Consider the following 26,426-nt stretch of genomic DNA (forward strand, 5'->3'; position numbering starts at 1 on the left):
TTGCACGCGTGATTAGTTTGCGCGGATGCCACAACCGAACCCCTTAGCCTTCGAAATCCGCGACTCCGGCATCGCCGGCAAGGGCGCGTTTGCCATCCGTCCCATTCAGAAGGGCGAGCAACTCATCGAATACGTGGGCGAGCGCATCACGCACGCCGAGGCCGATGCGCGCTACGACGACGAGTCGATGGACGAGCACCACACGTTCCTGTTCACGATCTCGTCGCGCATGGTGATCGACGCGACCAACGACGGCAACGAGTCGCGCTACATCAATCATTCCTGCGATCCGAACTGCGAGGCGGAGATCGACAAGGGCCGCGTGTTCATCTCGGCCATCCGCGACATCCCGGTCGGCGAGGAACTGCACTACGACTACGCGTACGAGCGCAGCGGCGACGAGACCGAGGAAGACGAGAAGCGCTACAAGTGCCTCTGCGGCACGGCCAAGTGCCGCGGCTCGATCATGGAACCGGTGAGCGTCTTCAAGGCCCGCAAGCGCAAGGAGGCGGCGCAGCGCGCCGCCCGGAAGCGCAGGGCCGCTACGAAGAAGTAGCCGTACGCCACGCGCGCGACGCGTCCACGTCGTCGCGCGTGAGTTGGTGGCCGACCGGTGCCCAACGCAGCGTCACGTCGGCGCCGGCCTCGCGCAGCATCGTCGCGAGGCGTTCGCTGTTGCTCGGCGTGATGATGGGGTCGTGCTCGCCGGCGGCGATGAACACGCGCGTGCCGCGCAGGTCGGGCAGCGTCTCGGGCTCGAACGGCACCATCGCGCGGTAGAGGATCGCCTCGCGCACGAGGCCCGGCCGCAGCAGGAGCAGCGCCGCCGCGATGTTCGCCCCGTTGCTGAAGCCCACCGCCGTCACGCCGTCGGTGGCGAAGCCGTATTCGGCGCTGGCGGCTACGACGAAGTCGCCGAGCTGCGCGGTGCGGGCCTTGAGATCGGGGATGTCGAAGACGCCCTCGGCGAGCCGGCGGAAGAAGCGCGGCATGCCGTGCTCGAGCACCTGCCCGCGCGGCGACAGGAGATTCGCCTCGCGGTCGATGAGGTCGCCGAGGGGAATGAGGTCGTTTTCGTCACCGCCGGTGCCGTGGAGGAGCAGCAGGGTGCGGGCGCTGCCCTCGCGGGGCTCCCAGCGGTGCGTGAAGGCGAGGTCGGTCACGGAAACCAGGCTTTGATGACGGTTGCCCGTACAATCCGATCGAGTAGCGGGAAGTTCGCGGCGAGGTAGGCTTCGCCTTCCCGGGTGATGCGCTCCTGGCTGGGCGCGTTGGCGCCGTCGCCGTAGCCCGTGTAGAGCGAGTCGACCGCGTCGAGTCCGCTGATCACTTCGCCGATGGGCGGAAAGCCGAGGCCATCGAGACGCGGATTGTCGCGCAGGTTGACGAACATCTGGGTGGTGCGCGTGTTCGGGCCACCGCTGGCGAAGACGAGCGTACCGCGGCGGTTGGTCTGCGTCACCGGATCGTCGGGGATCGTGCGCGTGCGCCAGCGCGCGGTGACGGCAGTGTCCGCGGCGAGGCCGAACTGCGAGACGAAGCCGCGGATGGTGCGGAAGAAGCGCGCGCCGTCGTAGTAGCCAGTGGCTACCGCTTCGTAGAACTGCGCGGCGCCATTCGGGGCCCAATCGCGGCGGACGATGATGTCTACCTCGCCCTTCGTGGTCGTGAGGCGCGCGACGAAGGAGTCCGGCACGACGCCTGGCGTGAACGGCGGGACGTCGGGCGCGGGTGCGACGCTGGCCGCCTGCGGCGCGCAGGCGGCCAGCACGACGGCGACGGTGACGACGAGAACGCGGCGAAGGGCGGATGTGGGAGGGCGCTGCATGGGAGCCTTACAGGATGTTGTCGTTGCGGCGCATCACGAGGCGCCGGTCGCGCTCGCGGGTGCCGTTGCGGTACTGGAAGGGCACGGTGATCTCACGGCCGTTCACCACCGTGCCGGAGAGCATGCGGAGTCCACGCGTCTCCTCGGAGGGATCAGGCGTGAACCTCACTTCGCTGCCGACGATCTCATAGCGCCCCGTGACCGCCATCGTCTGCAGCGGGATGCGGCGGTCGCGGCCGCGCGGATCGTTGGCGTACAGCGTGCGGCGGTATCGCACCGAGGCCCGGAACCGCCCATCGTCGCGCAACGAGAGCACGAGGCGGTCGAACACGATCAGGTACGTGGTCCCATCCTCGTCCACGACGCGATCGGTCTGCGGCAAGGGGTCCCGGTCGATGCGTTCGGCGACGAAGGTGCCGGCGCGCAGCGCCGGCACCTGCGCGCGCAGGGGCGCGGCGAGCAACGCGAACGCGAGCAGCAGGAGACGCAGCGGCATGCGCGAAAGGTATTCCGTCCGCGGCACGCTGCGCGAGCGCGCCCGGGGATGACGATGCTCCCGCTCGCAATCCTACGATGCCGCGGCGGCGCGGGGCGCTCGCAGGTTCGGCGCATGCTCGCCGCCCTCCAATCCGCCGCCGTGCTCGGCATCGATGCCTTCACGGTGACCGTGGAAGTCGACGCCGCCCCGGGACTCCCAGGGTGGACCATGGTGGGTCTGCCCAGTGGCAGCGTGAAGGAGGCCCGCGAGCGGGTCGGCGCGGCGCTGGCCAACGCGGGGCTGCAACTGCCCCCGCGTCGGTGGACCGTGAATCTCTCGCCCGCCGACGTGCGCAAGGACGGGACGGCCTTCGATCTGCCGATCGCCCTCGCCGCGCTCGTCGCGAGCGGTCAGCTCGCGGCCGCAGCGGTCGAGGGGCTGCTCTGCGTGGGCGAGCTCGGACTCGACGGGTCGATTCGCCCGGTGCGCGGAGCACTGCCGCTCGCCCGCGCCGCACGCGCGAGCGGTGCTCGCGCCCTCGTGCTGCCGGCCGCGAATGCCGCCGAGGCCGCCCTGCTGCGCGACGTGCGGCTGGCGCCCTGCGCCTCGTTGCCGGAACTGATGGCGCATCTGCGCGCGGGGACGCTGCCGCCCGCGCCGGAGCCGACCGTGAGCGCCGAGCGCGTCGATGCGGCCTGCCTGAGCGATGTGGTGGGGCAACCGGTCGCGAAGCGCGCCCTCGAGATCGCCGCAGCCGGCGGGCACAACCTGTTGCTCGTTGGGCCACCGGGCGCCGGCAAGACCATGTTGGCGCGTCGGTTGCCGAGTATCCTGCCGGCGCTCGACGACGAGGCGCTGCTGGAGGTCGTCGCGGTGCACAGCGTGGGCGGGATCCTCCCGACGGACCGCGCCCCGACGCGCACACCGCCGTTCCGCGCCCCGCATCACACGATTTCGCTCCCCGGGTTGATTGGCGGCGGCCCGGGCCCGCGTCCCGGTGAGGTCTCGCTGGCGCACCGTGGCGTGCTGTTCCTCGACGAGTTGCTCGAGTTGCCGCGCTACGTGCTCGATGCGATGCGGCAGCCGATGGAAGACGCGCGTGTGACGATCGTGCGTGCCGCGCAGGCCGTCGCGTTCCCAGCGCGCTTCCTCTTGGTCGGTGCGGCGAATCCCTGCCCCTGCGGGCAGGACGGGGAGCCCTCGCAGCGCTGTCGCTGCTCGGCGGCGGAGATCCAGCGGTACCGCGCGCGGCTCAGTGGTCCGTTGGCCGACCGCATCGACCTCCACGTGCGCATCGGCGCCGTGAAGCTGGCGACCTTGGGCGAACTGGCGACGGACGAACCGAGCAGCGCTGTGGCGGCGCGGGTCGTAGCTGCACGCGCGCGGCAGACGGCGCGCTACCGCGTGCTGCCCGGCGTGCGGCTGAACGCCGAGGCGCCGGGCCGCTGGTTGCAGCAGCACGGTCTGCTGACGAGCGAAGCGAGGTCGCTGCTCGGCGAGGCCGCCGACCGGCTGCGACTCTCGGCACGCGCGTACCACCGCGCGCTGCGCGTGGCGCGCACCGTGGCGGACCTCGACGGCGACGAGCGCGTGGGGACGGGCGCGATCGCCGAGGCGCTGGTCTTTCGTGCAGGAGACTCCCAGCCGCCCGGGGGAGGCGGATAGCTTTCAGGCTTTCCTTTCCCCGACCTGCCACGTGTCCTGTTTCGGCCGCCAACGCCTCTCGCTGCTGCTCGCCCTCGTCACCTGCGTCGCGGGCGGCGCGCGTGCCCAAGAGGCGGCCGCGCCGTACGACGTGCTCATCCTGAACGGGCGCATCGTGGACGGCAGCGGCGGCCCCTCGTTCTACGGCGACTTGGCGATCCGCGGCGACCGCATCGCGATCGTCGGCCCGTCTGGCTTTCTCGTCGGGCGCGAAGCGAAGGACACGGTGGACGCCACGGGCCTCGTGGTTGCGCCGGGCTTCATCGACATCCTCGGCCAGAGCGGCTGGTACTTCCTCTATGGCGACACGCGGTTGATCGCCAAGGTCTCGCAGGGTGTGACCACCGAGATCATCGGCGAGGGCACGACGTACGCGCCGCGGAACCCGCGGTTCATCGGCGCGCGGCCCGATTCGCTGGCACGGCGGTTCGCGCGGTCCGACGGCTTCGGCCAGTTCCTTGAGGCGATGGAGAAGCGCGGCAGCTCGGTGAACGTCGGGGCGTTCGTCGGCGGGCATACGCTGCGGCAGTACGGCATGAATACCCGCACGGGGCCGGCGACCCCGGAGGCCGTGCGCGAAATGCAGGGCGCGCTGGTGCGCGCGATGCGCGATGGCGCGTTTGGGATCGGCACGGCGCTGATCTACGCACCGGGGACCTTCGCCGGCCCGGATGAACTGATCGAGGTGTCGAAGGCGATGGCCGAGCTCGACGGCATCTACGCCACGCACCTCCGCTCCGAGGGCGACGGCCTGCTCGACGGGCTGGACGAGGCCATCCGGATCGGGCGCGAAGCGGGCGTCCGCGTGGAGATCTGGCATCTCAAGGCGGCAGGGCGCCTCAACTGGAACAAGGGCGCGGAGTCGCTGGCGCGGATCGAGGATGCGCGCGCGACGGGGCTCGACATCGAGGCCAACATGTATCCGTACGTCGCCGCGGCGACGGGCCTGACGTCCTGCCTGCCGCCGAGCGCGCAGGGGGCGCAGTTGTACACGCGCCTCGCCGACTCGGCGCAGCGTCGCGTGATCCGTCGCGAGATCGAACGGCCGACGGGCTTTTGGGAGAATCTCTGCGCACTCGCGACGCCGGAGAACGTGCTGATCTCGCGGCTGTCCACGCCGGCGCTGCGGAAGTACTCGGGTCAGCGACTCTCGCAGATCGCCGACGACATGGGCGTGGATTGGATCGAGGCGGCGTTCCGGCTCATCCGCACCGAGCGCAACCGCGTCGAGACGATCTACTTCCTGATGGACGAGTCGAACGTGGTCGAGAACATGCGGCGCCCGTGGATGAAGTTCGGCTCTGATGCCGGCGGGCCCAACCCCCGCGCCGCGTCTGGGCTGGTGCATCCGCGGTCCTACGGCACGTTCACCCGCGTGCTCGGGCCGTACGTGCGCGAGCAGCAGGTGATTCCACTCGAGGATGCCGTGCGGAAGATGACGTGGGCGAATGCGCGGCGCTTGGGCATCCAGGAGCGCGGGCTGCTCGCGCCGGGCTTCTTCGCCGACGTGGTGGTGTTCGATCCTGCGACCGTTGGCGATCGCGCGACGTTCGAGCGGCCGCATCAGGTGTCGGTCGGCGTGCTCCGCACGTACGTGAACGGGACGCTGGTCTGGCAGAATGGCCAGCACACCGGCGCGAAGCCCGGTCGCGCGGTGCGTGGTCCGGCGTACGCGCCGGGCGCGTCCACGGCGCTCGGCGCGGCAGCCGGCGTGGGCAACGTCACGCCGGGGCAGAGCGTCGGGCGCTAGGTTTCGCTGCATGATTGCGCATGACTCCGATTCCTCCGACGTCACCGACGCGCAGCGCGCGAAGGAATCCGCGCTGCTGACGTGGTTCGCGGCGCAGGGCTCGGCGTTGGTCGGGTTCTCGGGCGGCGTGGACTCCGCGTATCTCGCCATCGTCGCGCATGAGGCCTTGGGTCCCGCCCGTGCGCTGGCGGTGATCGGCCGCAGCGCGTCGTACCCGGCCGTGCAGTGGGAAACGGCGCGGCGCGTGGCGGCGGGCTTCGGCGTGTCCGTGCTCGAGGTGGACACGGACGAGATGAACGATCCGCGGTACGCGGCGAACCCCACCAACCGCTGCTACTTCTGCAAGAGCGAGTTGTGGAGCCGCCTGCAGCCGATCGCCGAAGCGCGCGGCCTGGCGGTGGTGGTCGACGGCACCAACGCCGATGACTTGGGTGACTATCGGCCGGGCAAGCAGGCCGCGGCGGAGCGCGGGGTGCGGTCGCCCCTCGCGGAGCTGGGCTTCACCAAGGCGGACATCCGTGCCCTCAGCCGCGCCCGCGGCATTCCCACCTGGGCGCAGCCGTCGTCGCCGTGCCTGTCCTCGCGGTTGCCGTACGGGACGGCGGTGACGCCCGAGCGTTTGCGCATGGTGGAGCTGGCGGAAGCGGGGCTGCGCGCCCTCGGCGTCACGGGTGACCTGCGCGTGCGCTACTTCGGCGAGACGGCGCGTGTGGAGCTCGCGCGCGAGGTGCTGGCCGAGTGGTCGGTGTCGCCGCGGCGCGAGGCCGTGGAGCGCGCCGTGCGCGAGGCGGGCTTCACGACGGTGGAGATCGATCCGCGCGGGTTCCGCTCGGGAGCCCTCAATGTGCTGGCCGGCGTCACGGGAGGGGACTGAATGTTCTTCGGGCTCATCGGGCGCATCGGATGCGCGATCATCTTGCTCGTGGCGGGTGCGGTGGGCTTCGCCACGAAGGACCTCTGGATCCCGAAGGTGAAGCCGCACCTCCCGCCGATCATCCAGGAGTGGCTGTGAGCCGTCGGGTCCTGATCGTCGACGACGAACCCGGCATCCGCGCCGCGTTGGCGCAGCTGCTGGAGTTCGAAGGCTACGACGTGAAGGCGGTGGCGAGCGGGCACGAAGGACTCGCGACGTACGAGGCGTGGCGACCGCAGCTGACCTTCCTCGACGTGAAGATGGAAGGCATTGACGGGCTCGAGACGCTCAAGCGGCTGCGCAGCCTCGATCCGGCAGCGGTGGTGGTGATGATCTCGGGCCACGCCACGGTGAAGGATGCCGTCGCCGCCACGCAGCTCGGCGCCTACGACATCCTCGAGAAGCCGCTCGACACGGACCGCATCCTCGTCACGCTGCGCAACGCGATCGGCCACCTCGACCTGCGCGAGGAGAACGCGCGGTTGCGGCAGCGCGTCGAGCGACACGGCGAGATCGTCGGGGCGAGCGCGGGCATCCGCGCGCTGGTGGAACAGATCGCGCGGGTGGCGCCGACGCCGGCGCGGGTGTTGATCACCGGTGAGAACGGCACCGGCAAGGAACTCGTGGCGCGCGCGCTGCATCGGCAGTCGCCGCGGGCCAAGCAGCCGTTCGTCGAGGTGAACTGCGCGGCGATTCCCTCCGAGCTGATCGAGAGCGAGCTCTTCGGCCACATGAAGGGCTCGTTCACCGGCGCCGTGCAGGACCGCGCGGGCAAGTTCGAGCAGGCCGATGGCGGCACGCTGTTCCTCGACGAGATCGGCGACATGTCGCCGTCGGCGCAGGCCAAGGTGCTGCGCGTGCTGCAGGAGGGTGAGGTCACGCGCATCGGCGGCAACAAGGTGCGCAAGGTGGATGTGCGCGTGCTGGCCGCGACGAACAAGCGGCTGGAGGGCGAGATCGCCGCCGGGCGCTTCCGCGAGGACCTCTATTACCGCCTCAACGTGGTGCCCATGGTCGTGCCGCCGCTGCGGGAGCGTCGCGAGGACATTCCGATGCTGGTCGAGCACTTCCTGCAGCGCCTCGCGCAGGAGTCCGGCCTCCCGCCGCGTCAGGTGGACGATGCGGCCATGGACCGGCTTTCGGCGCTGGACTGGCCGGGCAACGTGCGCGAACTGCGCAACACCGTCGAGCGGCTGTTGATCCTCGCGGCCGGCCCGCGCATCCAGCGCAGCGACGTGGACCGTTTGGTCGGGGCGCGGGCGGGCGATGCGTCGTCCGAGACGGGGCTTGGCACCTTCGAGCATTTCGCCACGTACGAGGAGTTCAAGCTCGCGGCGGAGCGCGCGTTCCTCGAGGCCAAGCTCAAGGCGCACGACTGGAACGTGGCCGAGACGGCGCGGGCGATCGACATGCCGCGCAGCAATCTCTACAAGAAGCTGGAGCGCCACGGATTGGCGCGGGAGCAGGGATGACCGATCGCGATTGGGACGCCGAGCTGAAGAAGATCGACGCGGAGATGGCGAAGCAGGCGAGTCGGCCGGCGCCCGCGCCGTCGCGCGCACCGGCCGCTCCGAGCGCGCCGAGTGGGGGTGGGGCAAGCGCTGGTGTGGCCGGTGGAATGCCCGGCTTCGGCGCCCCTGCGGCCCCGGCCACCTCGAGCTTCGGTGTGTACGCCCGGCTTACGCTCGCGGTCGCGATCGGCGTGGGAATCATCTTCTGGCCCTACGCCAACCGCTGCGGACTGGGTCTCGCGGGCTATCTGGGCGCCGTGTCGGCGGTGGTGGTGAGCGGCGCGTGGAGCGCCGTGTGGACGTTCCGGCACCGCGCGGGGCGCGCGCATGTGCTGTCGCTGCTGCTGGTGCTGTGGGGCCTGATCCTTGCGTCGCTCGACGTCCTGCCGCGGATCGGCTATGCGAAGCCGACGGTCGAGCACCCGGCGGCTTGGGCCTGCGAGTGAGTCATCGCGCCACCCACTCCGCGCGATCCAGCCGCATGACATGGCAATCGTCCGCGCCGAACATGCGGCGCTCGACGAAGCGAAATCCCAGCCGCTCGTAGAAGCGAATCGCGTCGGTGTTCGACGCGAGCGGGTCGATGAGGATTGCCGTGACCGCCGGCGGCGCGAAGCAGCGACGGATCGCCTCCCGCATCGCCGCGCCCCCGACGCCGCGGCCGCGATGCCGTGCCTCACCGATCCAGATGTCGATCGCGCGCAGGCCGGGGCCGCAGTCGCCCCAGTAATGGCTGTCCTCGAGCTGCGGGTCGATGATCTGCACGAAGCCCACCGGTTCGCCGTCGGCCTCGATGATCAGCTGTTCGCGCCAGGGCGGCGTCTTGGCGAGCTCCTCGGCCCAGTGCCAGTCGTCGTTCGGATCTGAGTCGACGACGTCGGGATCCTCGTCCCAACGCTCGAGCAAGGGCTGGTCGGCCGGGGTGGCGGGGCGGAGCGTGACCATAGGCGGCTAGATTGCACAGGATGAAGACCTTCCACAACTACATCGCCGGGGCGTGGGTCGAGCCGTCCACGGGCAAGTACCAAGACAATGTGAACCCTGCCGATACCACGGACCACATCGGCAAGTTCCCCCTCTCGGGCGCGGCGGACGTGCAGCGCGCCGTGGAGTCGGCCGCGCGCGGCTTCGAGCTCTGGAAGCGCACGCCGGCTCCGGCTCGCGGCGACGTCCTGCGCCGCGTCGGCGAGATCATGATCGCCCGCAAGGAGGAGCTCGCGGACCTCATGACCCGCGAGATGGGCAAGCCGCTGGCCGAGACCCGCGGCGACGTGCAGGAGGGCATCGACACGGCCTTCTACGCCGCCACGGAGGGCCGCCGGCTGTTCGGCCACACGGTCCCCAGCGAGCTGCGCAACAAGTGGGCGATGTCGATGCGCCGCCCGATCGGCGTGGCCGGCATCATCACGCCGTTCAACTTCCCGCTGGCCATCCCGACCTGGAAGATCTTCCCGGCGCTGGTCTGCGGCAACGCGGTCGTGTTCAAGCCCGCCGAGGACGTGCCGCACACGGGGCATGTGTTCGTCGAGATCCTCCTCGAGGCCGGCCTGCCGCCCGAGGTGATCCAGCTCGTCCACGGCGACGGCGAGGTGGGGAAGGCCATCGTCGAGCATCCGGGCGTCGCGCTGGTGAGCTTCACCGGCAGCACGGAGACGGGCAGCAAGGTGGGCGAGACCTGCGGCCGCCTGCACAAGCGGCTGTCGCTGGAGATGGGCGGCAAGAACGCGCAGATCGTCCTCGACGACGCGAAGCTCGACCTCGCGCTCGACGGCGTGCTCTGGGGCGCCTTCGGCACGACGGGCCAGCGCTGCACGGCCACGAGCCGCCTCATCCTGCAGGACGGCATCCACGACAAGTTCCTCGCCATGCTCGTGGACCGCGCCAAGAAGCTCAAGCTCGGCGACGGCCGCAAGGCGGGCACGGATGTGGGGCCGGTGATCCACGCGGAGTCCATCAGCAAGATCGAGCGCTACGTGGAGATCGGCCTCGAGGAGAAGGCCGAGCTGGTGCTCGGCGGCCGACGCGCCACGGGCGCGGGGCTGGACAAGGGGTTCTTCTTCGAGCCGACCATTTTCGCGGCGGTGAGGTCGGGATCGCGCCTGGAGCAGGAAGAGATCTTCGGGCCCGTGCTCAGCGTGATCCGCGTGAAGGACGCCGACGAGGCCTTCCGCATCAACAACGGCGTGAAGTACGGCCTCTCGAGCTCGCTGTACACGCAGGACGTGAACCTCGCGTTCCGCGCCATCAACGAACTCGACAACGGCATCACGTACATCAACGCGCCGACGATCGGCGCCGAGGCGCACCTGCCGTTCGGTGGGGTGAAGGCCACGGGCAACGGCCATCGCGAGGGTGGCTGGGAAGTGTACGAGTTCTACTCGGAGACGAAGGTCGGGTACGTCGATTACTCCGGGTCGCTGCAGCGGGCGCAGATCGACAACTACTGACCGCGGTTCACCACGAAGGCACGAAGGGAGCCGCAGCAATCGGTAGGGCCCGCGACGCCAATGAAGCGATGCTTCTTGGGGTCGCGGGCCCGAAAGTCTGCAGGGAGCCCTTCGTGCCTTCTATGTCGATTCGACGGTATGTTCGTGGGACAAGGGTGCGGGGCGAGCCCGGTCGTGCCTCGGTTCGTGAAGACCGCCACGGAGCAGGGGCCGCGCCCACCCATCACGATTGCCGAGAGCCCGGACGGTTGGGTGGTGCCCACGCCCGACGTGGAGCCCGCATGCGGAAGGCCGGTGCCGGCGGCGATCCCCACGCGGAGGTCCGGATGTTTGTCGGCATCGATGTGGCGAAGGCGACCGTCGTGGTCGCGCTCCATCCGAGCGGCGAGACGTGGACGACGGGCACGAGCGCCAAGGAGTTGCGCGCGCTCGCGCGGCGCCTCGCGGCGCTGCGGCCTGCGCACGTCGTGCTCGAGCCCACCGGCGGCTACGAGCTCCCCGTGCTGATGGCCCTCGGCGCGCAGGCCCTGCCGGTGAGCCTCGTCGCGCCGGCGCGCGTGCGCGAGTACGCGCGCTCGCACGGGCAGTTCGCGAAGACCGACGTGCTCGACGCGCGGATGCTCGCGCGCTTCGCGGCCGAGCGGCCCGTGCAGGCCGTCACGCTCCCCGACGCCGCGCACCGCACCCTGATGCAGCTCGTCGCCCGCCGGCGCCAGCTCGACGAGATGCTCGTCGCCGAGCGGCTGCGCCTCGACCAGCAGCGGCTCTTCCCCGACTCGCCCGTCGTCGCCGACATCGAGGAGACGATCGCGTTCCTCGAGGCGAAGGGGCGCGACCTCGACCGGCAGCTCCAGGCCCACATCGCCGCGCACCCGCAGTGGCGCGAGACGGCCGCGCTGCTGCGCAGCGTCCCCGGGATCGGCCCCGTGACGGTCGCGACGCTGCTCGCGTTCCTGCCCGAGCTCGGGACGCTCTCGCGCCGCGAGATCGCCGCCCTGGTCGGCGTCGCGCCGCTCGCGCAGGACAGTGGCGCCTGGCACGGCCGGCGGCACATCCGCGGCGGTCGCGCCGACGTCCGCCGCGTGCTCTACATGGCCGCGCTCACGGCGGCGCACCACAATCCCGCGCTCAAGGCCTTCTACGCGCGGCTGCGCGCGCGCGGCAAGACGGCGAAGCAGGCGCTCACCGCCTGCAGCCGCAAGCTCATCGTCGTCTGCAACACGATCCTCAAAACGAAGCAGCCGTGGCAGGCCCCGAGGCCCGCCACGGCATAACTCCTCACCTTCGAGACACGGTTGCTTCGTGGTGACTGCCGATGTCTCCCCGGCCTTGCCCGAACGCGCCGCTCCGGTGTATCTCCCAAGTATGAGCGAGCAGGAGCGCCCAGCGGCCTCAGAGGGACCGGACGTCAGCGACGGCGCTGCGTCTGACCCCGCGCTCGGCGCTCCCGCCGCCGCTCCGCCGCCGCGGCCGCCGAGGTTCCGCGTGGTGCGCGGGCTCTGGGAGTGGGCCAAGTCGGTCCAAGTGGCCATCCTGCTCTTCCTGCTGGTGCGCGCCTTCCTCGTGGAGGCGTTCAAGATCCCCAGCGGGTCCATGGAAGGCACGCTGCTCGTCGGGGATTTTCTCCTGGTGAACAAGCTCGTGTACGGCGCAGAGGTCCCGCTTCTCGAGAAGCGGCTGCCGGCCGTGCGCGAGCCCGCGCTGGGCGACGTGGTCGTCTTCCAGTGGCCCGAGGACACCGAGAAGCACTTCGTGAAGCGCCTGGTCGGACTGCCGGGCGACACGCTCGAGATGCGGGCGGGCCTCCTCGTGCGCAATGGCGCAGCGCAGGACGAGCCCTACGTGCAGCGCAGCGTCGCCCTGCGCGAGCCGGGCGGCGACGAGTTCCGCTGGCAGCGCGATTACCTCACCGACGGCCCCGGCGGGCGGGGATTCCATCCCACGCGCAACGATTGGGGACCGCTCGTCGTGCCGCCCGCGCACTACTTCGTCCTCGGCGACAACCGCGACAACTCCCTCGACAGCCGCTACTGGGGCTTCGTGCCGGACTCGTTGATGCGGGGCTCGCCGATCTTCGTGTACTACAGCTACTCGCCCGATAGCGGCCGGACGTTCGACTGGCTCACGCGGGTGCGGTGGAAGCGACTCGGTGACCTGATCCACTGACGGCGGCGGGAGGGGAGCTACCGCCCGACGCGTCCGGCCTGCACATTCACGTCAGCACCACGGATTCCCCCGGAGAGACGGATGGCTGGCGGTCCGCCACGCAAGCAGCGCTTTGACGAAGGTTCGCTCGACCAGTACCTGCGGGACATCAGCATCTATCCGCTGATCTCGCGCGAGGAGGAGGTCCGCCTCGCGCAGCGCATCCGCCAGAACGACCAGGAGGCCCTCGACACGCTGGTGCGGTCGAACCTCCGCTTCGTCGTCTCCGTGGCCAAGAAGTATCAGAACCAGGGCGTCAACCTCTCGGACCTGATCAACGAGGGCAACCTCGGCTTGATCCGCGCCGCCCACAAGTTTGACGAGACGAAGGGCATCAAGTTCATCTCGTACGCCGTGTGGTGGATCCGCCAGGCGATCCTGCAGGCGCTGGCCGAGCAGAGCCGCATCGTGCGCGTGCCGCTGAACCGTGCGGGCACGCTACACAAGATCGGCAAGCGCGCCACGGCGCTGCTGCAGGAGCTCGGTCGCGAGGCCACGCACGCCGAGATCGCCGAGGGGATGGAGATCACGGAGGAGGAGGTCGCCAAGACGATGGCGATCTCGCAGACGCACATCTCGCTCGACGCCCCGATGGCGCCGGGCGAGGACAACCGGTTGATGGATTACATCCCGGACACCGAGAGCGCGTCGCCCGACGACGAGACCTTCGACAAGGCCCTCACGGATTCGGTGCAGGAGGCGTTGGCGGGGCTCAAGGAGCGCGAGGCGAAGATCCTGCGGCTCTACTTCGGGTTGGACGGCAGCGAGCCGATGACGCTGGAGCAGATCGGGGCGGTGCTGAATATCACGAGGGAGAGGGTGAGGCAGATCAAGGAGAAGGCGCTCTCACGTCTTCGTCACGTGTCTAGGGCCCGCGCACTCGAGTCGTATCTCGGGGAGTAACGCAACTGCAGATGTGAGATGTAAGATGTAAGATGTGAGACTGGGGCAACTACGGGTTTGGTGTGGGGGCGGAACTGGGCGCCCTGCACCGAACCCGCGAGCGTTTCCCCCTTACATCTCATATCTTACATCTTACATCTGCAGTTCAGCCCCCGAGCCATGGCCAAAGACGCAAGCTTCGACATCACCACCTCCGTCGACCTCCAGGAAGTCGACAACGCCGTCAACCAGGCGTCCAAGGAGATCGCGCAGCGCTACGACTTCAAGGACGCCAAGCTGGCGACCGTGGAGTTCAAGCGCACCGAGGGCCTCGTGAAGCTCTCGAGCGACACCGACATGCGGTTGCGCGCGATGTGGGACATCCTGCAGTCGAAGCTCATCAAGCGTGGCGTGCCGGTGCAGAACCTCGACGCCGGCGAGCCCACGCCGGGCGGCGGTGATACCTGGCACCGCGACATCAAGTTGAAGCAGGCCCTGGACGGCGAGACCTGCAAGAAGGTCGTCGCGGCGATCAAGGCGCAGAAGTTCAAGAAGGTGCAGGCGTCGATCCAAGGCGACACCGTGCGCGTCTCGGCGCCTGATCGCGATGAGCTGCAGGCGGTGATCGCCTTCTGCCGCGGCGAGGACTTCGGCGTGGCGCTTTCGTTCGGCAACTACCGGTGAGAGTCAAACTCGTCACCCTCGGCTGCGACAAGAACACTGTCGACTCCGAACGCTACCTCGCGCAGCTGCTCGACCACGGGGCCGAGCCGGTGGAGGACGCGGAGTCGGCGGAGCTGATCATCGTCAACACCTGTGGCTTCATCGATGCGGCGAAGGCCGAGAGCATCGATGCCATCGTCGCGGCCGGGCGCTTGAAGGGGAGCGGCGCGGCGCAGGCGGTGGTCGCGGTGGGCTGCATGGTGGAGCGGCACAAGGACGAGCTCGTCGAGGCGCTGCCGGAAGTGGACTTCTTCCTCGGGGCGTCGGAGACGGAACAGCTGCTCCCGAAGCTGCGCGAGCGCGGCTTGATCGGCGATCCGGTCGTGCAGCATCCTGGCGTGCGCGTGCACGCCGGCGACACGCCGTTCGTGCGCTATCTGAAGGTCAGCGAGGGCTGCGACCACGGCTGCGCGTTCTGCGCGATCCCGCTCATGCGCGGCAAGCACCGCAGCTTCCTGCCCGACGACGTGGTGAAGGAAGCGCAGCTGCTGGAGCTCCAGGGCGCGCGCGAGGTGAACCTCGTGGCGCAGGACCTCGCGCACTACGGCCGCGACCTGCGCGACCAGTCCGTGCGGCTGCCGGAGCTGCTCGAAGCACTGGTCCGCGAGACGTCGATCCCGTGGATCCGCAACATGTACCTCTACTCCTCCGGCATCTCGCCGCGGCTGCTGGAGGTCATCGCGAGCAATCCGCGCATCGTGCCATATCTCGACATGCCGATCCAGCACGCCAGCGATGCCGTGCTCGAGCGCATGCGCCGGCCCGAGCGGAAGAAGACCATCCGCGAGAAGGTCGCGCGCTTCCGCGAGGCCGTGCCGGGCGTGGCCATCCGCACGACCTGCATCGTCGGCTTCTCCGGCGAGACCGAGGACGATTTCCAGCAGCTTGTGGACTTCCTGCGGGAGATCCAGTTCGAGCGCGTGGGTGTGTTCACGTACTCGCCGCAGGAAGGCACCCGCGGAGCGCTGCTGGACGACGACGTGCCTGAGGGCGAGAAGCTCCGCCGTCTGGAGATCGTGCAGGAGCTGCAGCGGCACATCACGGCGGAGCGCTACGAGTCCCGCGTCGGCACGGTGGCGCCGGCCTTGATTGAGGCCGCGGCGACACCGGACAGTCCGGCGCGCGCGCGGCTGCCCTGGCAGGCGGATGACATCGACGGCGTGACGTGGATCGACACCGACGCGGCGGCGGGCAGCATCGTGGAAGTCGAGGTCGACGAAGTCGTCGACGACTACGACTTCACGGCGACCTACCGGCGAACACTGCTCGCGGCGCCGAGCCCGGATGCGGCCACCGCGACGCGCGGGCGGGCGCTGCCGATGCTCGCGTCGATCGGGAGCTTCGGGCGTTGAGTCGCGCAGCGCTGCTACTCGCGGCGCTGCTGTTGGTGTCGTGCGCGCCGCGCGGTCCGCGCGGAGGGAGCACACGCAATCCCGCCGTGCGTGTCGCCCTCGGCGTGGCCCGCGGCGACGAGGTGCCCGCGCAGCTCGCCCCGCGCGGCAGCGACCCCGTCCGCTTCAAGGGCAAGCGCTACCGCGGCCTGCTGCGCACCGTCTCGACCGACAGCGGCATGCTCGTGGTGAACGTCCTGCCACTCGAAGACTATCTCAAGGGCGTGGTGCCGCTCGAGCTCGGCGAACGGCCGGCGGCCGAGCGCGCGGCACTCGAGGCGCAGGCCATCGCCGCGCGCTCGTACACGGTGTCGCGGCTCGCGGCGGCGCGTGGCGGCCGGGGGCGCAGCGAGCACTTCGATCTGGTGCCGTCCACCGCCGACCAAGTCTACGGCGGCGTGGATGCCGAGCGGCCGAACGCCAGCGCGGCGGTGGACGCCACGCGCGGGCAGGTGCTGCTGTACGGCGGGCGCGTGATCACCGCGCCGTATTCGAGCGCCTGCGGCGGCGAAACGGCGGCGGCCGAGGAGGCCTGGAACGGCCAGCCGGTGGCGTACCTGCGTCGCGTGAGCGACCGCATCGGGCGCTCGGAGCGCTACTACTGCGACATCGCGCCGCGTTTCTACTGGGAGCGGACCATCGCGGGCGGCGAGCTGGACGCGGCCGTGGGCCGCTACCTCCGCACGATCACCGACGTGCCGCCGCAGGGCCCGGGGGAGGTCCGCGGCCTGCGGGTGGCCGAGCGTTTCCGGGGTGGACGGGTGAAAGTGCTGGAGCTGCGCACGGCGCGGGGGACGTTCGACGTCGGCGGCAACGATGCCCGCGCGATCCTCCGCACGCCCAGTGGCGAGCCGTTGCCCAGCTCCTATTTTTCGGTGTCCACCGAGGGCGGCGACGCGGGCATCGCCCGCGTCATCCTGCGCGGCAACGGCTACGGCCACGGCGTCGGGCTCTGCCAGTGGGGCGCCATCGGTCGGGCCCGGGCTGGGCAGAGCGCCCGGCAGATCCTCCGCACTTACTTCCCTGGCACTTCCGTCGGACCGCTACCTTCCTCGTAGCTCCCCGTAGCCCACCCCACCGTGCCCACGCTCTCTTCGCTCAAGACCGGTCCCGTGCGCTTCGGCGTGCTCGGCCTCGGCGCCATCGCCCAGACGGCCCACCTGCCGGCGCTCGCGAAGATGCGCGGCGCGGAGATCGCCGCGCTCTGCGACAACGACGCGGCCAAGGCCCGCGGCATCGCCCAGCGCTTCAGCGTGAAGAACTGGTGCACCGACATCGATGACCTGCTCGAGGTGCCCGATCTCGACGCCATCGTGATCTGCTCGCCCAACCATGCGCACGAGGTGCACACGCTCTCCGCGCTGAAGGCGGGCAAGCACGTGCTGGTGGAGCGTCCCGTCGCGCTGAGTTCGAAGGGCGTGGAACGGCTCGTGGCGGCGGCGGAGAAGGCGGATCGCCTGTTGATGGTCGCCAACAACCATCGCTTCCGGCTCGATGCGCAGACGCTCGATAGCTTCCTGCGCGGTGGGGAGCTGGGCAAGCTGGTCGCGGTGCGGGCCGGCGCGTACCGCCGTCGGGGTCCCTCGGCGCCGTGGCGGCAGCGGCGGCAGGAAGCCGGTGGCGGGGCCTTCCTCGAACTCGGCCTGCCGCTCCTCGACCTCGCCGGGTGGCTCACGGACTTCCCGCGCGTGAAGCGGGTCAGCGCGACGATGGAGCGCGCCCGTGGCGCCAATGCCGTCGAGGATGCCATGCTGGCGATGATCGAATGCGACGGCGGATTCACCGTCACGATCGACACGCGCTGGAACTACATGGGCGACGAGGATCGCTGGTGGTTCGAGGTCATCGGCACGCAGGGTTCGGCCCGGCTCTCACCGCTGCGCATCACGAAGGAGATCCACGGGAGCCCGGTGGACGTGTCGCCGAGCGGCGCCTCGCAGCGCGACAGCGCGACGATGCAGAGCTACCGCAGCGAACTCGCCCACTTCCTCGCCGTCCTTCGTGGCGAGACGTCGTATGATGCGCACAAGGACCAGGTGCGCGTCTACAAGCTGCTCGACGTGATCTACAAGGCGGCGGACGAGGCGAAAGAGATCCGGCTCGAGAAGTAATCGTGCCATTCGCGCCGATGCGGGTTGCGGTGCTGGCCATGATGCTCGCCGTCCTCGGGTCCGTGCCGGCGGCGGCACAGGGGCCGACGGCGGCGAGCGCCCTGCGCGTCTCGGTGCTGACCTTCGGCCCCGGCGACCTCGTCTTCGAACGCTTCGGGCACAACGCCCTGCGCATCGTCGATCCCGCCACGGGTAGCGACCTCGCGTACAACTGGGGCATGTTCAGCTTCGACCAGCCGAACTTCCTCGGGCGATTCCTCTCCGGTGACACCCAGTACTGGGTCGAGGCCTTCCCCAGCGAGCCGCTGATCGCCTTCTACGCCAAGTTCGACCGCGATGCCGTCGAGCAGGTGCTCGACCTGACGGACGCCGAGAAGGCGGAGCTCAAGGCCTTCGTCGAGGCGAACGTCCGCGAGGAGAACAAGTACTATCGGTATCAGTACTTTCTCGACAACTGCTCCACGCGGATCCGTGATGCCTTGGACCGCGTGATGGGCGGCGCGCTGCAGCGGCGTTTCGTGCCCATCACGACCACTTGGAGCTACCGGGACGAGTCGATCCGACTCACGGGCCCCACGTATTACTCCCAGCTCGGCATCGAGCTCGCGCTCGGGCCCTCGGCCGACCAGCCGCTGACGGCTTGGGAAGCGATGTTCGTGCCGATGCGGCTGCGCGATTACCTGCGTGAGGTGACGGTGCCCGCGCCGGGTGGCGGCACGCGGCCGCTGGTGGCGCAGGAGCGCGTCCTGCACACGCCGACGGCGCGGGCCCCCGAACCTGCCGAGCGTCGCGGCCTCACGCTGGGCGCCCTGGGTCCCGTGCTCGGCGCCTGGATGCTGATGCTCGTGCCGACGTCGCTCGAGGCGCGGCGCAAGCGCCGCATCCCCGCTGCCGTGATGGCCGCGCTGTTCTACGGGCTCACGGGACTCGTCGGCTGCGTGTTGCTCGGCATGTGGTTGTTCTCGGCGCACACGTTCTGGTACTGGAACCTCACGCTGCTGCTCTGCTCGCCGCTGGCGCTCGCGGCCGCGATCCTCGGCGCGCGCGCGGTGTGGCGCGGGGAGCGCGACGTGCTCGCGACGATGGTGCTGGCCGCGGTGGTCATCCCCGCGGCGCTCGCGCTACTGCTCACGCCCTTCGTCCCGCAACGCCTCGGCGGCCCCCTGATGCTCTTGCTGCCCGGGCATCTCGGCCTCGCCCTCGTCATCTGGCGCCACACGCAGGCGCCGTCGGCCGCAGCCTCCTGAGCACCCACTGGCGCGTCGGCGTCGATGTCGGTGGCACCTTCACCGACCGTGCGGCGCTCACGTCCGACGGCCGCGTCGTCGCGCACAAGGTGCTGTCGACGCCCGGCGACCAAGGCGAGGGCGTCGTCGCGTCACTCGACGGCCTCGCCGCGCGCGCCGATGCCATCGTCCACGGCACGACGGTCGTCACGAACCTCCTGTTGGAGCGTCGCGGCGCGCGTGTTGTGCTGGTCACCACGGCCGGCGCCGAAGATGTGCTGTTCCTGCGGCGGCAAGACCGTGCATCGCTCTATGACTTGAGTCGCCAGCATCCCGCGCCGCTCGTCGCGCGGGAGGACGTCATCGCGGTCGCGGAGCGGTTAGTGGTGCGCGACCGAGAGGCGAACGGCGCCCTTGCCGCCACGCCGATCGCGGAGCGAGCCCTCGAGGCGACCGAGCTGAGGCGCGTCGTTGACGCCACGCTCGCACGGGACCCCGAGATCGTGCTGGTCGCGCTGCTGCACAGCTACGCCGATGCCCGGCACGAGCAGGCGGTGGCCGCGGCGCTGCGCCAGGCGCGACCGGGCTTGGAGGTCGTCACGAGCGCCGAGGTGCTGCCGGAGATCCGGGAGTACGAGCGCTTGGCGACGGCCAGCGCCGAGGCCTACGCGCGGCCGGCCGTGCTGCGGTATCTCGAGCGGCTGACGGAGCGCCTGCACGCCGCGGGGCAACCCGCGCCGTCGGTGATGACCAGTGGCGGCGGCATGCAGCCGGCTGCGACGGCGGCGCGCCATGCGGCGGCTTTGGCGCTCTCAGGACCGGCAGGCGGAGTCGTCGGCGCTGCCGCAGTGCTGCGGGCGCTGCGCGCGTCTGCGCCGCAGCCGTCAGCGTCCGCTTCGGCGTTCGAGGACGCGCTCACGATCGACATCGGGGGCACCAGCGCCGATGCGGGGCTGATTCTTTCCGGCGAGCCGTTGGTCGAGGCCGGCGGCGAGGTGGCCGGCGTGCCCATCGCTCTGCCGCGCGTGCTCGTGGACACCGTAAGCGCCGGCGGCGGCAGCATCGCGTGGATCGATGACGGTGGCGCACTGCGCGTCGGGCCGCGCAGCGCGGGTGCGCGCCCCGGTCCCGTGGCCTTCGGACGCGGCGGCACCGAGCCGACCGTCACCGATGCGCAGCTGGTGCTCGGGCGTATCGTCGCGCGCGGGATGAGCGGCGGTGTCGCGCTCGACGCGGACGCGGCGCGGGCCGCCATCGGCGCGCTCGCGGCCACGCTCGGCAGCGACGTCGAGCGCACGGCGCGCGCCATCCTCGCGATCGCCGACGCCGAGATGGCGCGGGCGTTGCGCCGCGTGAGTGTGGAGCGCGGGGTGGATCCGCGGCGCTGTGCGCTGGTGGCGTTTGGCGGCGGGGGACCGCTTCATGCCTGTGCCCTCGCCGATGCGCTGGCGATGCCGCGCATCGTGGTGCCGCCGTTCGCCGGCGTGCTGAGCGCGGTTGGCCTCGCGCTCGCGCCGGAGCGGCGCGAGGCGGCGATGAGCCTGCTCCTGCCGGCCTCGCAGCTGACGGCAGCACACTTGGCCAGCATGGACCACCGGTTGTCCGAAATGCTCGAGGGTTCGGAGCGGCGCAGCTTCGCGCGCATGCGGTATCGGGGGCAGGGGCACGAGCTGGAGATTCCGGTGCATGCGGGGGCCGGTGGCGATGACGGCTCAGTGCTCGCGGCGCGATTCGCCGAGGCCCACGCCGCGCGCTATGGCTTCACGCTGCCATCGGACGCCGAGGTGGTGGCCCTGCGCCACGAAGCGGGCGAGCCCGCGCGGAGCGTGCGGTTCCAGCGTGAGCAGGCGGCCGACACCGTCACCGGCCCCGCCACGCTCGCGCTCAGCGACGCGACGTTGTTCGTCGCCGAGGGCTGGGCGGCGCTGCCACTCGACATCGGCGGCTGGCTGCTGGAGCGAGTCGCATGACGAGTGCCCTCGACCTCGCCGTGTGGTCCAGCGCCTTCGCGATGATCGCCGAGGAGATGGGCAGCGTGCTGATCCGCGGTGCGCTGTCGCCGAACATCCGCGAGCGCCGCGACGCGAGTTGCGCGCTCTTCGACGCCGAGGGCCGCATGATCGCGCAGGCGGCGCACATCCCCGTGCACTTGGGCGCGCTGCCTGAAGCCGTGCGCGCCGTGCGCGCGCGGGCGCCGCAGCCCGGCGATGTGTTCCTGCTCAACAGCCCGTGGGCGGGCGGCTCGCACTTGCCGGACCTGACGATGGTCGAGGCAATCGCGCTCGACGGCGTGATTGTCGGCTATACCGTGGTCCGCGCGCACCACGCCGACGTGGGCGGCATGAGCCCGGGCTCGATGCCGCAGGGCGCGACGGAGTTGGTGCAGGAAGGGCTGGTGCTGCCGCCGGTGCGGCTCGTGCGCGGCGGTGTGATGGACGAGGAACTGTTCGCCCTGGTGTTGGCCAACGTGCGTACGCCCGAGGAGCGGCGCGGCGACCTTGCGGCACAGCGTGCGAGTTGTGCCGCGGGTGCGGCCGGCTGGCGCGCGCTCATCGCGCGGCATGGCCGGGCGGTCGTCGAACAGGCCGGCGCGTCGTTGCTCGAGTACGCGGAGCGGCGCGCCGTGGCGCGCCTTGCGCCGCTGGACGGTGCGAGCGGTGTCGCCGAGGATTTCCTCGAGGGCGACGGCGTGAGCGACCGCGAGGTGCCGCTGCGCGTGGCGTTGCGCGTGGCGGAGGGCCGGCTGCACCTCGATTTCGCGGGCACGAGCCCGATGGTCGCGGGCAACGTGAACTGCCCGATCCAGGTCACGCGCGCGGCTGCGCTGTTCGTGTTGCGGGCGCTCCTGGATGATGACGTGCCGACGAACGAGGGCATCGCGCGCGCGATCGCGATCACCACGCCCGACGACTGCTGCGTGGCCGCGAAGGCGCCGGCAGCGGTGGCCGCGGGCAATGTGGAGATGAGCCAGCGCATCACCGACCTGTTGTTCGCGGCGCTCGCCGGGGCGGGCGTCGAGGTGCCGGCCCAAGGGCAGGGCACCATGAACAACGTCACGTTCGGCGGCCGCGGCTGGACGTTCTACGAGACGTTGGGTGGCGGCCAAGGTGCCAGCGCCAAGGGCCCCGGACCGAGCGGCGTGCACGTGGGCATGAGCAACACGCGCAACACGCCGATCGAAGCGTTGGAGCACGCGTACCCGATCGTCATCGAGCGCTACGCGTTACGCGACGGCAGCGGCGGCGCCGGCCGCCACCGCGGTGGCGACGGCATCGTGCGGCGGTATCGGGTGCTGGAGCCTTGCACCGTCACGCTGCTCACGGAGCGCCGCGCGCGCGCGCCGAAAGGCGCGCAGGGCGGGGCAGCTGGCGCCGTCGGGGAGAACCTGTTGAATGGCGAGCGTCTCCCCGCGAAATGCCGGCGCGATCTCAAGGCCGGCGATGTACTCGAGATCCGTACGCCCGGTGGAGGCGGATGGGGTGAACCGCTGGAAGACGGGAGAGGGCGGTAGGGGCGGGGGGCGTCGCACGGGAATGTGAGAGACGGGGGGAAGACGGCCTACGTCGCCCGTCTGCCCCCCGTCTGCCCCATTCCCCTCTCTCCATCTCCGCCCGTACGGTCCGTCTCCCTTCTCCCGCCGCGTCACGGAACGGGAAACTGCCCAGTCTGCCCCGATCTCCGCCGAGTGCCCTCCGACGGCGTCACGCGCCTCCACACCTGCGCCGCCGTGAACGTCGTCAGGAGATGCGGATCCACCAGCCCTTCCTTGGCCTCCGCGCGCAGGATGTCCAGCGCCCGCTCCGCCGGCACCGCGCGCTTGTAGGGACGGTCGGTGGCCGTCAACGCGTCGTAGATGTCGGCAATCGTCATCATGCGCGTCTGCACGGGGATCTCGGCGTCCTTCACGCCGCGCGGGTAGCCCATGCCGTTGAGCTTCTCGTGGTGCCCGTAGGCGATCTGCGGGATGCCCTTGAGCTCCTTCGTCCACGGGATCTGCTGCAGGAAGCGATACGTGTGCGTCACGTGGCTCTCGATCTCGCGGCGCTCGCGCGGATCGAGGTTGCCCTTGTTGATCATCAGGAAGCGCAGCTCGTCGTCGCTGAGCAGCGGGCGCACGACGCCGTCGAAGTCCACGTAGGTCTGCTGGTGGATCTCTTCCAGTTCGTGGAAGGTGCCCTCGGGCAGGATCGTCGGTTCGTTGGCCCGCGTGATGGCGTCGAGCCAGCGCACGAGCTGGTCGCGGCGCTCGCGACGGTACTCGTCCAAGCGCGCCGCGGCCTCCGCATAGTCGCGCGGCCCATGCTCGGCGAGGAACTCCGCGCGTTCGCGCTCGTACTCCAGGTCCGCCTGCTGCATGAGGAACTGGAAGCGGTTCCGCAGCAGCGTGAGGTCGGGCCCGTAAAGCTTCTTCTGCTTCACGAGCACCTGCTCGCGCACACCGACCTTGCCGAAGTCGTGCAGGAGGCCGGCGTAGCGCAGCTCGCGCAGTTGGTCCTTGCTGAACTGGAGCCCGCGGTACGGGCCTTCGCCCGCGCGATCCACGCTCTCGGCGAGGCCGGTCGTCAGCGTCGCGACGCGGAACGAATGACCGCTGGTCGTCGGGTCGCGGGACTCGATGGCGGTGACCGCCGCGGTGACGAAGCCCTCGAACAGGCGTTCGATGTCCTCGTAGAGGCGCGAGTTCTCGATGGCGACCGCCGCCTGCGCGGCGAGCGCCGCCACCACTTCCGCGACATAGTCGTCGAAGGGCACGACCTGCTGCGCCACCGCCTCCGCGGAACTGAGCCGCGTGTCGAAGTCGCGCTTGCGGTTGATGAGCTGCAGCACGCCGATCACCTCGTCCTTCAAGGTGAACATCGGCAGCACGAGCATGGACTTGGTGCGGTAGCCGAACTTCTCGTCGAAGCTGCGGTTCTGCCGGTAGGTCACGTGCTCGGGCAGGAGGTACACGTCGCCGACCATGAGCCGCTCGCCCGTCGCCGCGACATAGCCGGAGAGGGAGCTGTGGTCGATGGGGATCGTGAACTCGCTGAACGGCAACTCGGGCAGCGTCGTGTTCTGCGAGAGCTTGAAGCGCAGGGCGGCGGGGTTCCCGTCGTCGTCGAGGTCCACCAGGTACAGCGAGCCGGCATCGGCGTTGGAGAGCCGGCGCGCCTGCGTGAGGATCATCGCCAGCAGCGTGTCGAGGTCGCGCTCGGTGGCGAGCGCGGCGCCGACGCGCGAGAGCTCGCGCAGGTCGGACGCCGAGGACTGCTGGAGACGCCTGGCGCGCGTGGCGGCGACCAAGCTGGCGGCGTGGCGCAGCGCCCCTTGGAGGACGGTGCGTCCGAGCGCGGGGTGGGCGTCGGCGGGGAGCCAGCCGATCAAGGCGGCGTCGGCGAGCGCGCCGCTGGGGCCCGCTTCGCCGGCCTCGCCGATGCCGACCAGCGCCGCGTGCTCGGCCAGCGGGGCGAGATGCGCCGCACTGCCGTGGGCCAGCGCCGCGTCCACGAGGATGACGATGGGGTGATCCTCGGGCAGCGCAGTGGCGTGCGGCAGCGCGCGGACGCGACGAAGGTCGAGCGCTGCGTCCGCCCCCAACTGCGGGAGAGCGGCCAGCGCTCGACCTTCCGGCGCGAAGACGAGTGGCTGCACGGCGCCCCTCAGGGCGTCAGCCGCCCGAGCCCTGCAGGCGCTCGCGCGCCTTCTTCGCGTCCTCGAACTCCGGGAACTCGTTGACGACCTGGTTGAACAGCGTCAGCGCCTCCTGGCGGTTGCCCTCGTCCTGCGCGCTGATCGCGCGCGAGTACATGACGACGGCGCGGAACGGCACGCGGGCCTGCGCCTGCGTGCGGGCCTCGCTGGTCTGGCGGGCCTGCGGCGTGAGCGCCGGCAGGTTGAGGCCGCGGTTCGCCGCCTGCCCGACCTTGCTGACCAGGGCGAGGAAGTTGTCCGTGCGGTCGCGGTCCATGTGCGTCCACGAGATGCGCGTGGTCTCGACGTCGATCGTCTTGAGCGTGAGCACCATGGTGCCCGAGCGGTCCGTGACGAACGAGCCCGTGATCATGTGCTTGGCGCCGAGGATGCGGCCGATGCGCGCGGCGGTGGCGTCGTCGACGCGGCCGTCGCGGGCCAGGTTCTGCTCGCGCAGGATGGCCTCGATGTTCTCGCGCTCGACCACGCGGATGCCGGTGTTCTGCGCGAGTTCGATGATCAGGAGGTCGGCAATCCCCTTGGAGAGCGGCGCGAGTTCCGCGTTCGCGGCGCCGATCGCGCTGTTCACGAACGGCAGCACGGCGACCGTCGGGCGGGTGTCGTCCTGCGCGACCAGCGGCAGGGCCGCAATCGCCAGGGTCGCGGTGGCACGCACGATCTGCTTCAACATCACAGCCTCCGGGGAGGTTAGAGAGTCAGGGTCAAGCCTTCCGCGGCGGCCACGACCTGCACCTTGGCCCCGCGGTCCTTCACCATCTGGCGGCACGCCGCCACCTGCTGGTCCAACTGGTCATCGGTACGGCGCGGCTCGTGATGGAACAGGACGAGCTGCTGCACCTCCGCCTCGATCGCCAACTCCACGGCCTGGGCGAAGGTCGAATGCCCCCAACCGCGATGGTGGTCGTATTCCTCGGTGGTGTAGGTCGTGTCATGGATCAACACCGCCGCCCCACGCGCGAACGCCACCATCCGCTGCCGCCAGTCGGCCGGCGAGTCGTACCGCGCGTGCGGCGCGAGCTCACTGTCCGACACATACACCAAGGCCCCGCCACGTCCGTCGGTCGCCGTGAAGCGATACCCCAACGCCCCGCCGGGATGCTGCACCGCGAAGGCCGTGACTTCGTACCCCCGCCCGGCCGTCGGCGTGCCTTCCGGCAATCCCTTGAAGTCGATCGTCGCGTCGAGCTCCTCGAAGCTCACCGGAAACACGACGGGCGACATCTGGTCCCGCAACACTTTCGCAAAGCTCCGTTCCAGCGACTCGGAGCCCCAGATCGTGAAGTGATTCCCCCGCCCGAAGATCGGCGCGAAGAAGGGGATGCCCTGGATGTGGTCCCAGTGCGCGTGCGTGAGGAAGAGATCCCCCACGATCGGCGCCCCGTTGGACCGCCCCAGCAAGTCCCGCCCCAGCTCGCGGATGCCCGTCCCGGCGTCGAGGATGATCAGCCAGCCCTCGTCCGTCCGGACCTCCACGCAGGGGGTGTTGCCCCCGTATCGCACCGTCTGCGCGCCCGGCGTCGGGATGGACCCGCGGGTGCCCCAGAATCGGACCCGCAAGCTCAT

The 26,426-nt window shown here is 70.4% G+C and carries 25 protein-coding genes; 18 read left to right on the top strand and 7 right to left on the bottom strand.

Annotated features, from left to right (window positions below):
- The first annotated feature begins 25 nt into the window (after positions 1–25).
- The gene (locus Strain318_RS04745) at positions 26–556 is read left to right on the top strand and encodes an SET domain-containing protein (protein ID WP_367887383.1); all 531 of its coding nucleotides are present in this window, start codon (positions 26–28) and stop codon (positions 554–556) included.
- Here Strain318_RS04745 and Strain318_RS04750 read toward each other — a convergent pair.
- The 3 genes from Strain318_RS04750 to Strain318_RS04760 are packed head-to-tail and all read right to left on the bottom strand — an operon-like array spanning position 543 to position 2,324.
- On the bottom strand, positions 543–1,163 hold the full coding sequence (locus Strain318_RS04750) for an alpha/beta hydrolase (protein WP_367887384.1): 621 nt from the start codon (positions 1,161–1,163) through the stop codon (positions 543–545). The two genes, Strain318_RS04745 and Strain318_RS04750, sit on opposite strands and share 14 nt — an antisense overlap.
- Positions 1,160–1,828, bottom strand: coding sequence for a peptidylprolyl isomerase (locus Strain318_RS04755; protein ID WP_367887385.1), 669 nt, complete (start codon positions 1,826–1,828; stop codon positions 1,160–1,162). Before Strain318_RS04755 ends, Strain318_RS04750 begins: the two co-directional genes overlap by 4 nt.
- A 7-nt stretch (positions 1,829–1,835) precedes the next feature.
- Positions 1,836–2,324, bottom strand: a complete 489-nt coding sequence (locus tag Strain318_RS04760; RefSeq protein WP_367887386.1) for a hypothetical protein — start codon at positions 2,322–2,324, stop codon at positions 1,836–1,838.
- 114 nt (positions 2,325–2,438) lie between these two features.
- On the opposite strand from Strain318_RS04760, the gene Strain318_RS04765 reads away from it, so the two are divergent.
- From Strain318_RS04765 to Strain318_RS04790, 6 genes are read left to right on the top strand one after another with little or no spacing between them, the layout of a single operon-like run.
- Positions 2,439–3,971: a YifB family Mg chelatase-like AAA ATPase gene (locus Strain318_RS04765; protein ID WP_367887387.1), complete on the top strand. Its 1,533-nt coding sequence runs from the start codon at positions 2,439–2,441 to the stop codon at positions 3,969–3,971.
- Between the two features lie 31 nt (positions 3,972–4,002).
- The gene (locus Strain318_RS04770) at positions 4,003–5,760 is read left to right on the top strand and encodes an N-acyl-D-amino-acid deacylase family protein (RefSeq protein WP_367887388.1); all 1,758 of its coding nucleotides are present in this window, start codon (positions 4,003–4,005) and stop codon (positions 5,758–5,760) included.
- A 10-nt stretch (positions 5,761–5,770) separates the two neighbouring features.
- The gene (larE, locus tag Strain318_RS04775) at positions 5,771–6,634 is read left to right on the top strand and encodes an ATP-dependent sacrificial sulfur transferase LarE (protein ID WP_367887389.1); all 864 of its coding nucleotides are present in this window, start codon (positions 5,771–5,773) and stop codon (positions 6,632–6,634) included.
- On the top strand, positions 6,635–6,772 hold the full coding sequence (locus tag Strain318_RS04780; RefSeq protein ID WP_367887390.1) for a hypothetical protein: 138 nt from the start codon (positions 6,635–6,637) through the stop codon (positions 6,770–6,772). It begins immediately after the preceding gene.
- Complete coding sequence (locus Strain318_RS04785; protein WP_367887391.1) at positions 6,769–8,145, top strand: sigma-54-dependent transcriptional regulator; 1,377 nt, start codon at positions 6,769–6,771, stop codon at positions 8,143–8,145. Before Strain318_RS04780 ends, Strain318_RS04785 begins: the two co-directional genes overlap by 4 nt.
- A complete protein-coding gene (locus tag Strain318_RS04790; protein WP_367887392.1) occupies positions 8,142–8,630 on the top strand; it encodes a hypothetical protein in 489 nt (162 codons plus the stop codon). Before Strain318_RS04785 ends, Strain318_RS04790 begins: the two co-directional genes overlap by 4 nt.
- A gap of 1 nt (position 8,631) precedes the next feature.
- Here the strand turns inward: Strain318_RS04790 and Strain318_RS04795 are convergent, their stop codons facing one another.
- Positions 8,632–9,129 carry a GNAT family N-acetyltransferase gene (locus Strain318_RS04795; protein WP_367887393.1) on the bottom strand — a complete coding sequence of 166 codons (498 nt, stop codon included), beginning with the start codon at positions 9,127–9,129 and terminating at the stop codon, positions 8,632–8,634.
- 20 nt (positions 9,130–9,149) lie between these two features.
- On the opposite strand from Strain318_RS04795, the gene Strain318_RS04800 reads away from it, so the two are divergent.
- From Strain318_RS04800 to Strain318_RS04850, 11 genes are all read left to right on the top strand, one after another.
- The gene (locus tag Strain318_RS04800) at positions 9,150–10,631 is read left to right on the top strand and encodes an aldehyde dehydrogenase family protein (protein ID WP_367887394.1); all 1,482 of its coding nucleotides are present in this window, start codon (positions 9,150–9,152) and stop codon (positions 10,629–10,631) included.
- Between the two features lie 326 nt (positions 10,632–10,957).
- Positions 10,958–11,905 carry an IS110 family RNA-guided transposase gene (locus tag Strain318_RS04805; RefSeq protein WP_367887880.1) on the top strand — a complete coding sequence of 316 codons (948 nt, stop codon included), beginning with the start codon at positions 10,958–10,960 and terminating at the stop codon, positions 11,903–11,905.
- Between the two features lie 91 nt (positions 11,906–11,996).
- Complete coding sequence (gene lepB / locus Strain318_RS04810; RefSeq protein ID WP_367887395.1) at positions 11,997–12,797, top strand: signal peptidase I; 801 nt, start codon at positions 11,997–11,999, stop codon at positions 12,795–12,797.
- Between the two features lie 81 nt (positions 12,798–12,878).
- On the top strand, positions 12,879–13,739 hold the full coding sequence (locus Strain318_RS04815) for a sigma-70 family RNA polymerase sigma factor (RefSeq protein WP_367887396.1): 861 nt from the start codon (positions 12,879–12,881) through the stop codon (positions 13,737–13,739).
- Positions 13,740–13,898: 159 nt separating this feature from the next.
- Complete coding sequence (locus Strain318_RS04820) at positions 13,899–14,402, top strand: YajQ family cyclic di-GMP-binding protein (protein ID WP_367887397.1); 504 nt, start codon at positions 13,899–13,901, stop codon at positions 14,400–14,402.
- Positions 14,399–15,793, top strand: a complete 1,395-nt coding sequence (gene rimO, locus Strain318_RS04825) for a 30S ribosomal protein S12 methylthiotransferase RimO (RefSeq protein WP_367887398.1) — start codon at positions 14,399–14,401, stop codon at positions 15,791–15,793. Before Strain318_RS04820 ends, rimO begins: the two co-directional genes overlap by 4 nt.
- The gene (locus tag Strain318_RS04830) at positions 15,790–16,890 is read left to right on the top strand and encodes a SpoIID/LytB domain-containing protein (RefSeq protein WP_367887399.1); all 1,101 of its coding nucleotides are present in this window, start codon (positions 15,790–15,792) and stop codon (positions 16,888–16,890) included. Before rimO ends, Strain318_RS04830 begins: the two co-directional genes overlap by 4 nt.
- Positions 16,891–16,911: 21 nt before the next feature.
- Complete coding sequence (locus tag Strain318_RS04835) at positions 16,912–17,943, top strand: Gfo/Idh/MocA family protein (protein WP_367887400.1); 1,032 nt, start codon at positions 16,912–16,914, stop codon at positions 17,941–17,943.
- A gap of 2 nt (positions 17,944–17,945) precedes the next feature.
- Positions 17,946–19,190, top strand: coding sequence for a lipoprotein N-acyltransferase Lnb domain-containing protein (locus tag Strain318_RS04840; protein WP_367887401.1), 1,245 nt, complete (start codon positions 17,946–17,948; stop codon positions 19,188–19,190).
- Positions 19,187–21,139 carry a hydantoinase/oxoprolinase family protein gene (locus tag Strain318_RS04845; protein ID WP_367887883.1) on the top strand — a complete coding sequence of 651 codons (1,953 nt, stop codon included), beginning with the start codon at positions 19,187–19,189 and terminating at the stop codon, positions 21,137–21,139. The genes Strain318_RS04840 and Strain318_RS04845 overlap by 4 nt, the downstream gene beginning before the upstream one ends.
- Positions 21,136–22,680: a hydantoinase B/oxoprolinase family protein gene (locus Strain318_RS04850; protein WP_367887402.1), complete on the top strand. Its 1,545-nt coding sequence runs from the start codon at positions 21,136–21,138 to the stop codon at positions 22,678–22,680. Before Strain318_RS04845 ends, Strain318_RS04850 begins: the two co-directional genes overlap by 4 nt.
- A gap of 131 nt (positions 22,681–22,811) precedes the next feature.
- Here Strain318_RS04850 and Strain318_RS04855 read toward each other — a convergent pair whose 3' ends face one another.
- Genes Strain318_RS04855 through Strain318_RS04865 form a run of 3 tightly spaced genes read right to left on the bottom strand, consistent with a single transcriptional unit; the run spans position 22,812 to position 26,426 of the window.
- Positions 22,812–24,803, bottom strand: a complete 1,992-nt coding sequence (locus Strain318_RS04855) for an HD domain-containing phosphohydrolase (protein WP_367887403.1) — start codon at positions 24,801–24,803, stop codon at positions 22,812–22,814.
- 16 nt (positions 24,804–24,819) lie between these two features.
- On the bottom strand, positions 24,820–25,533 hold the full coding sequence (locus tag Strain318_RS04860) for a CsgG/HfaB family protein (RefSeq protein ID WP_367887404.1): 714 nt from the start codon (positions 25,531–25,533) through the stop codon (positions 24,820–24,822).
- Between the two features lie 17 nt (positions 25,534–25,550).
- A complete protein-coding gene (locus Strain318_RS04865; protein WP_367887405.1) occupies positions 25,551–26,426 on the bottom strand; it encodes an MBL fold metallo-hydrolase in 876 nt (291 codons plus the stop codon).

Origin of the sequence: Pseudogemmatithrix spongiicola, assembly GCF_030623445.1 — a bacterium.
Classification (GTDB): domain Bacteria; phylum Gemmatimonadota; class Gemmatimonadetes; order Gemmatimonadales; family Gemmatimonadaceae; genus Pseudogemmatithrix; species Pseudogemmatithrix spongiicola.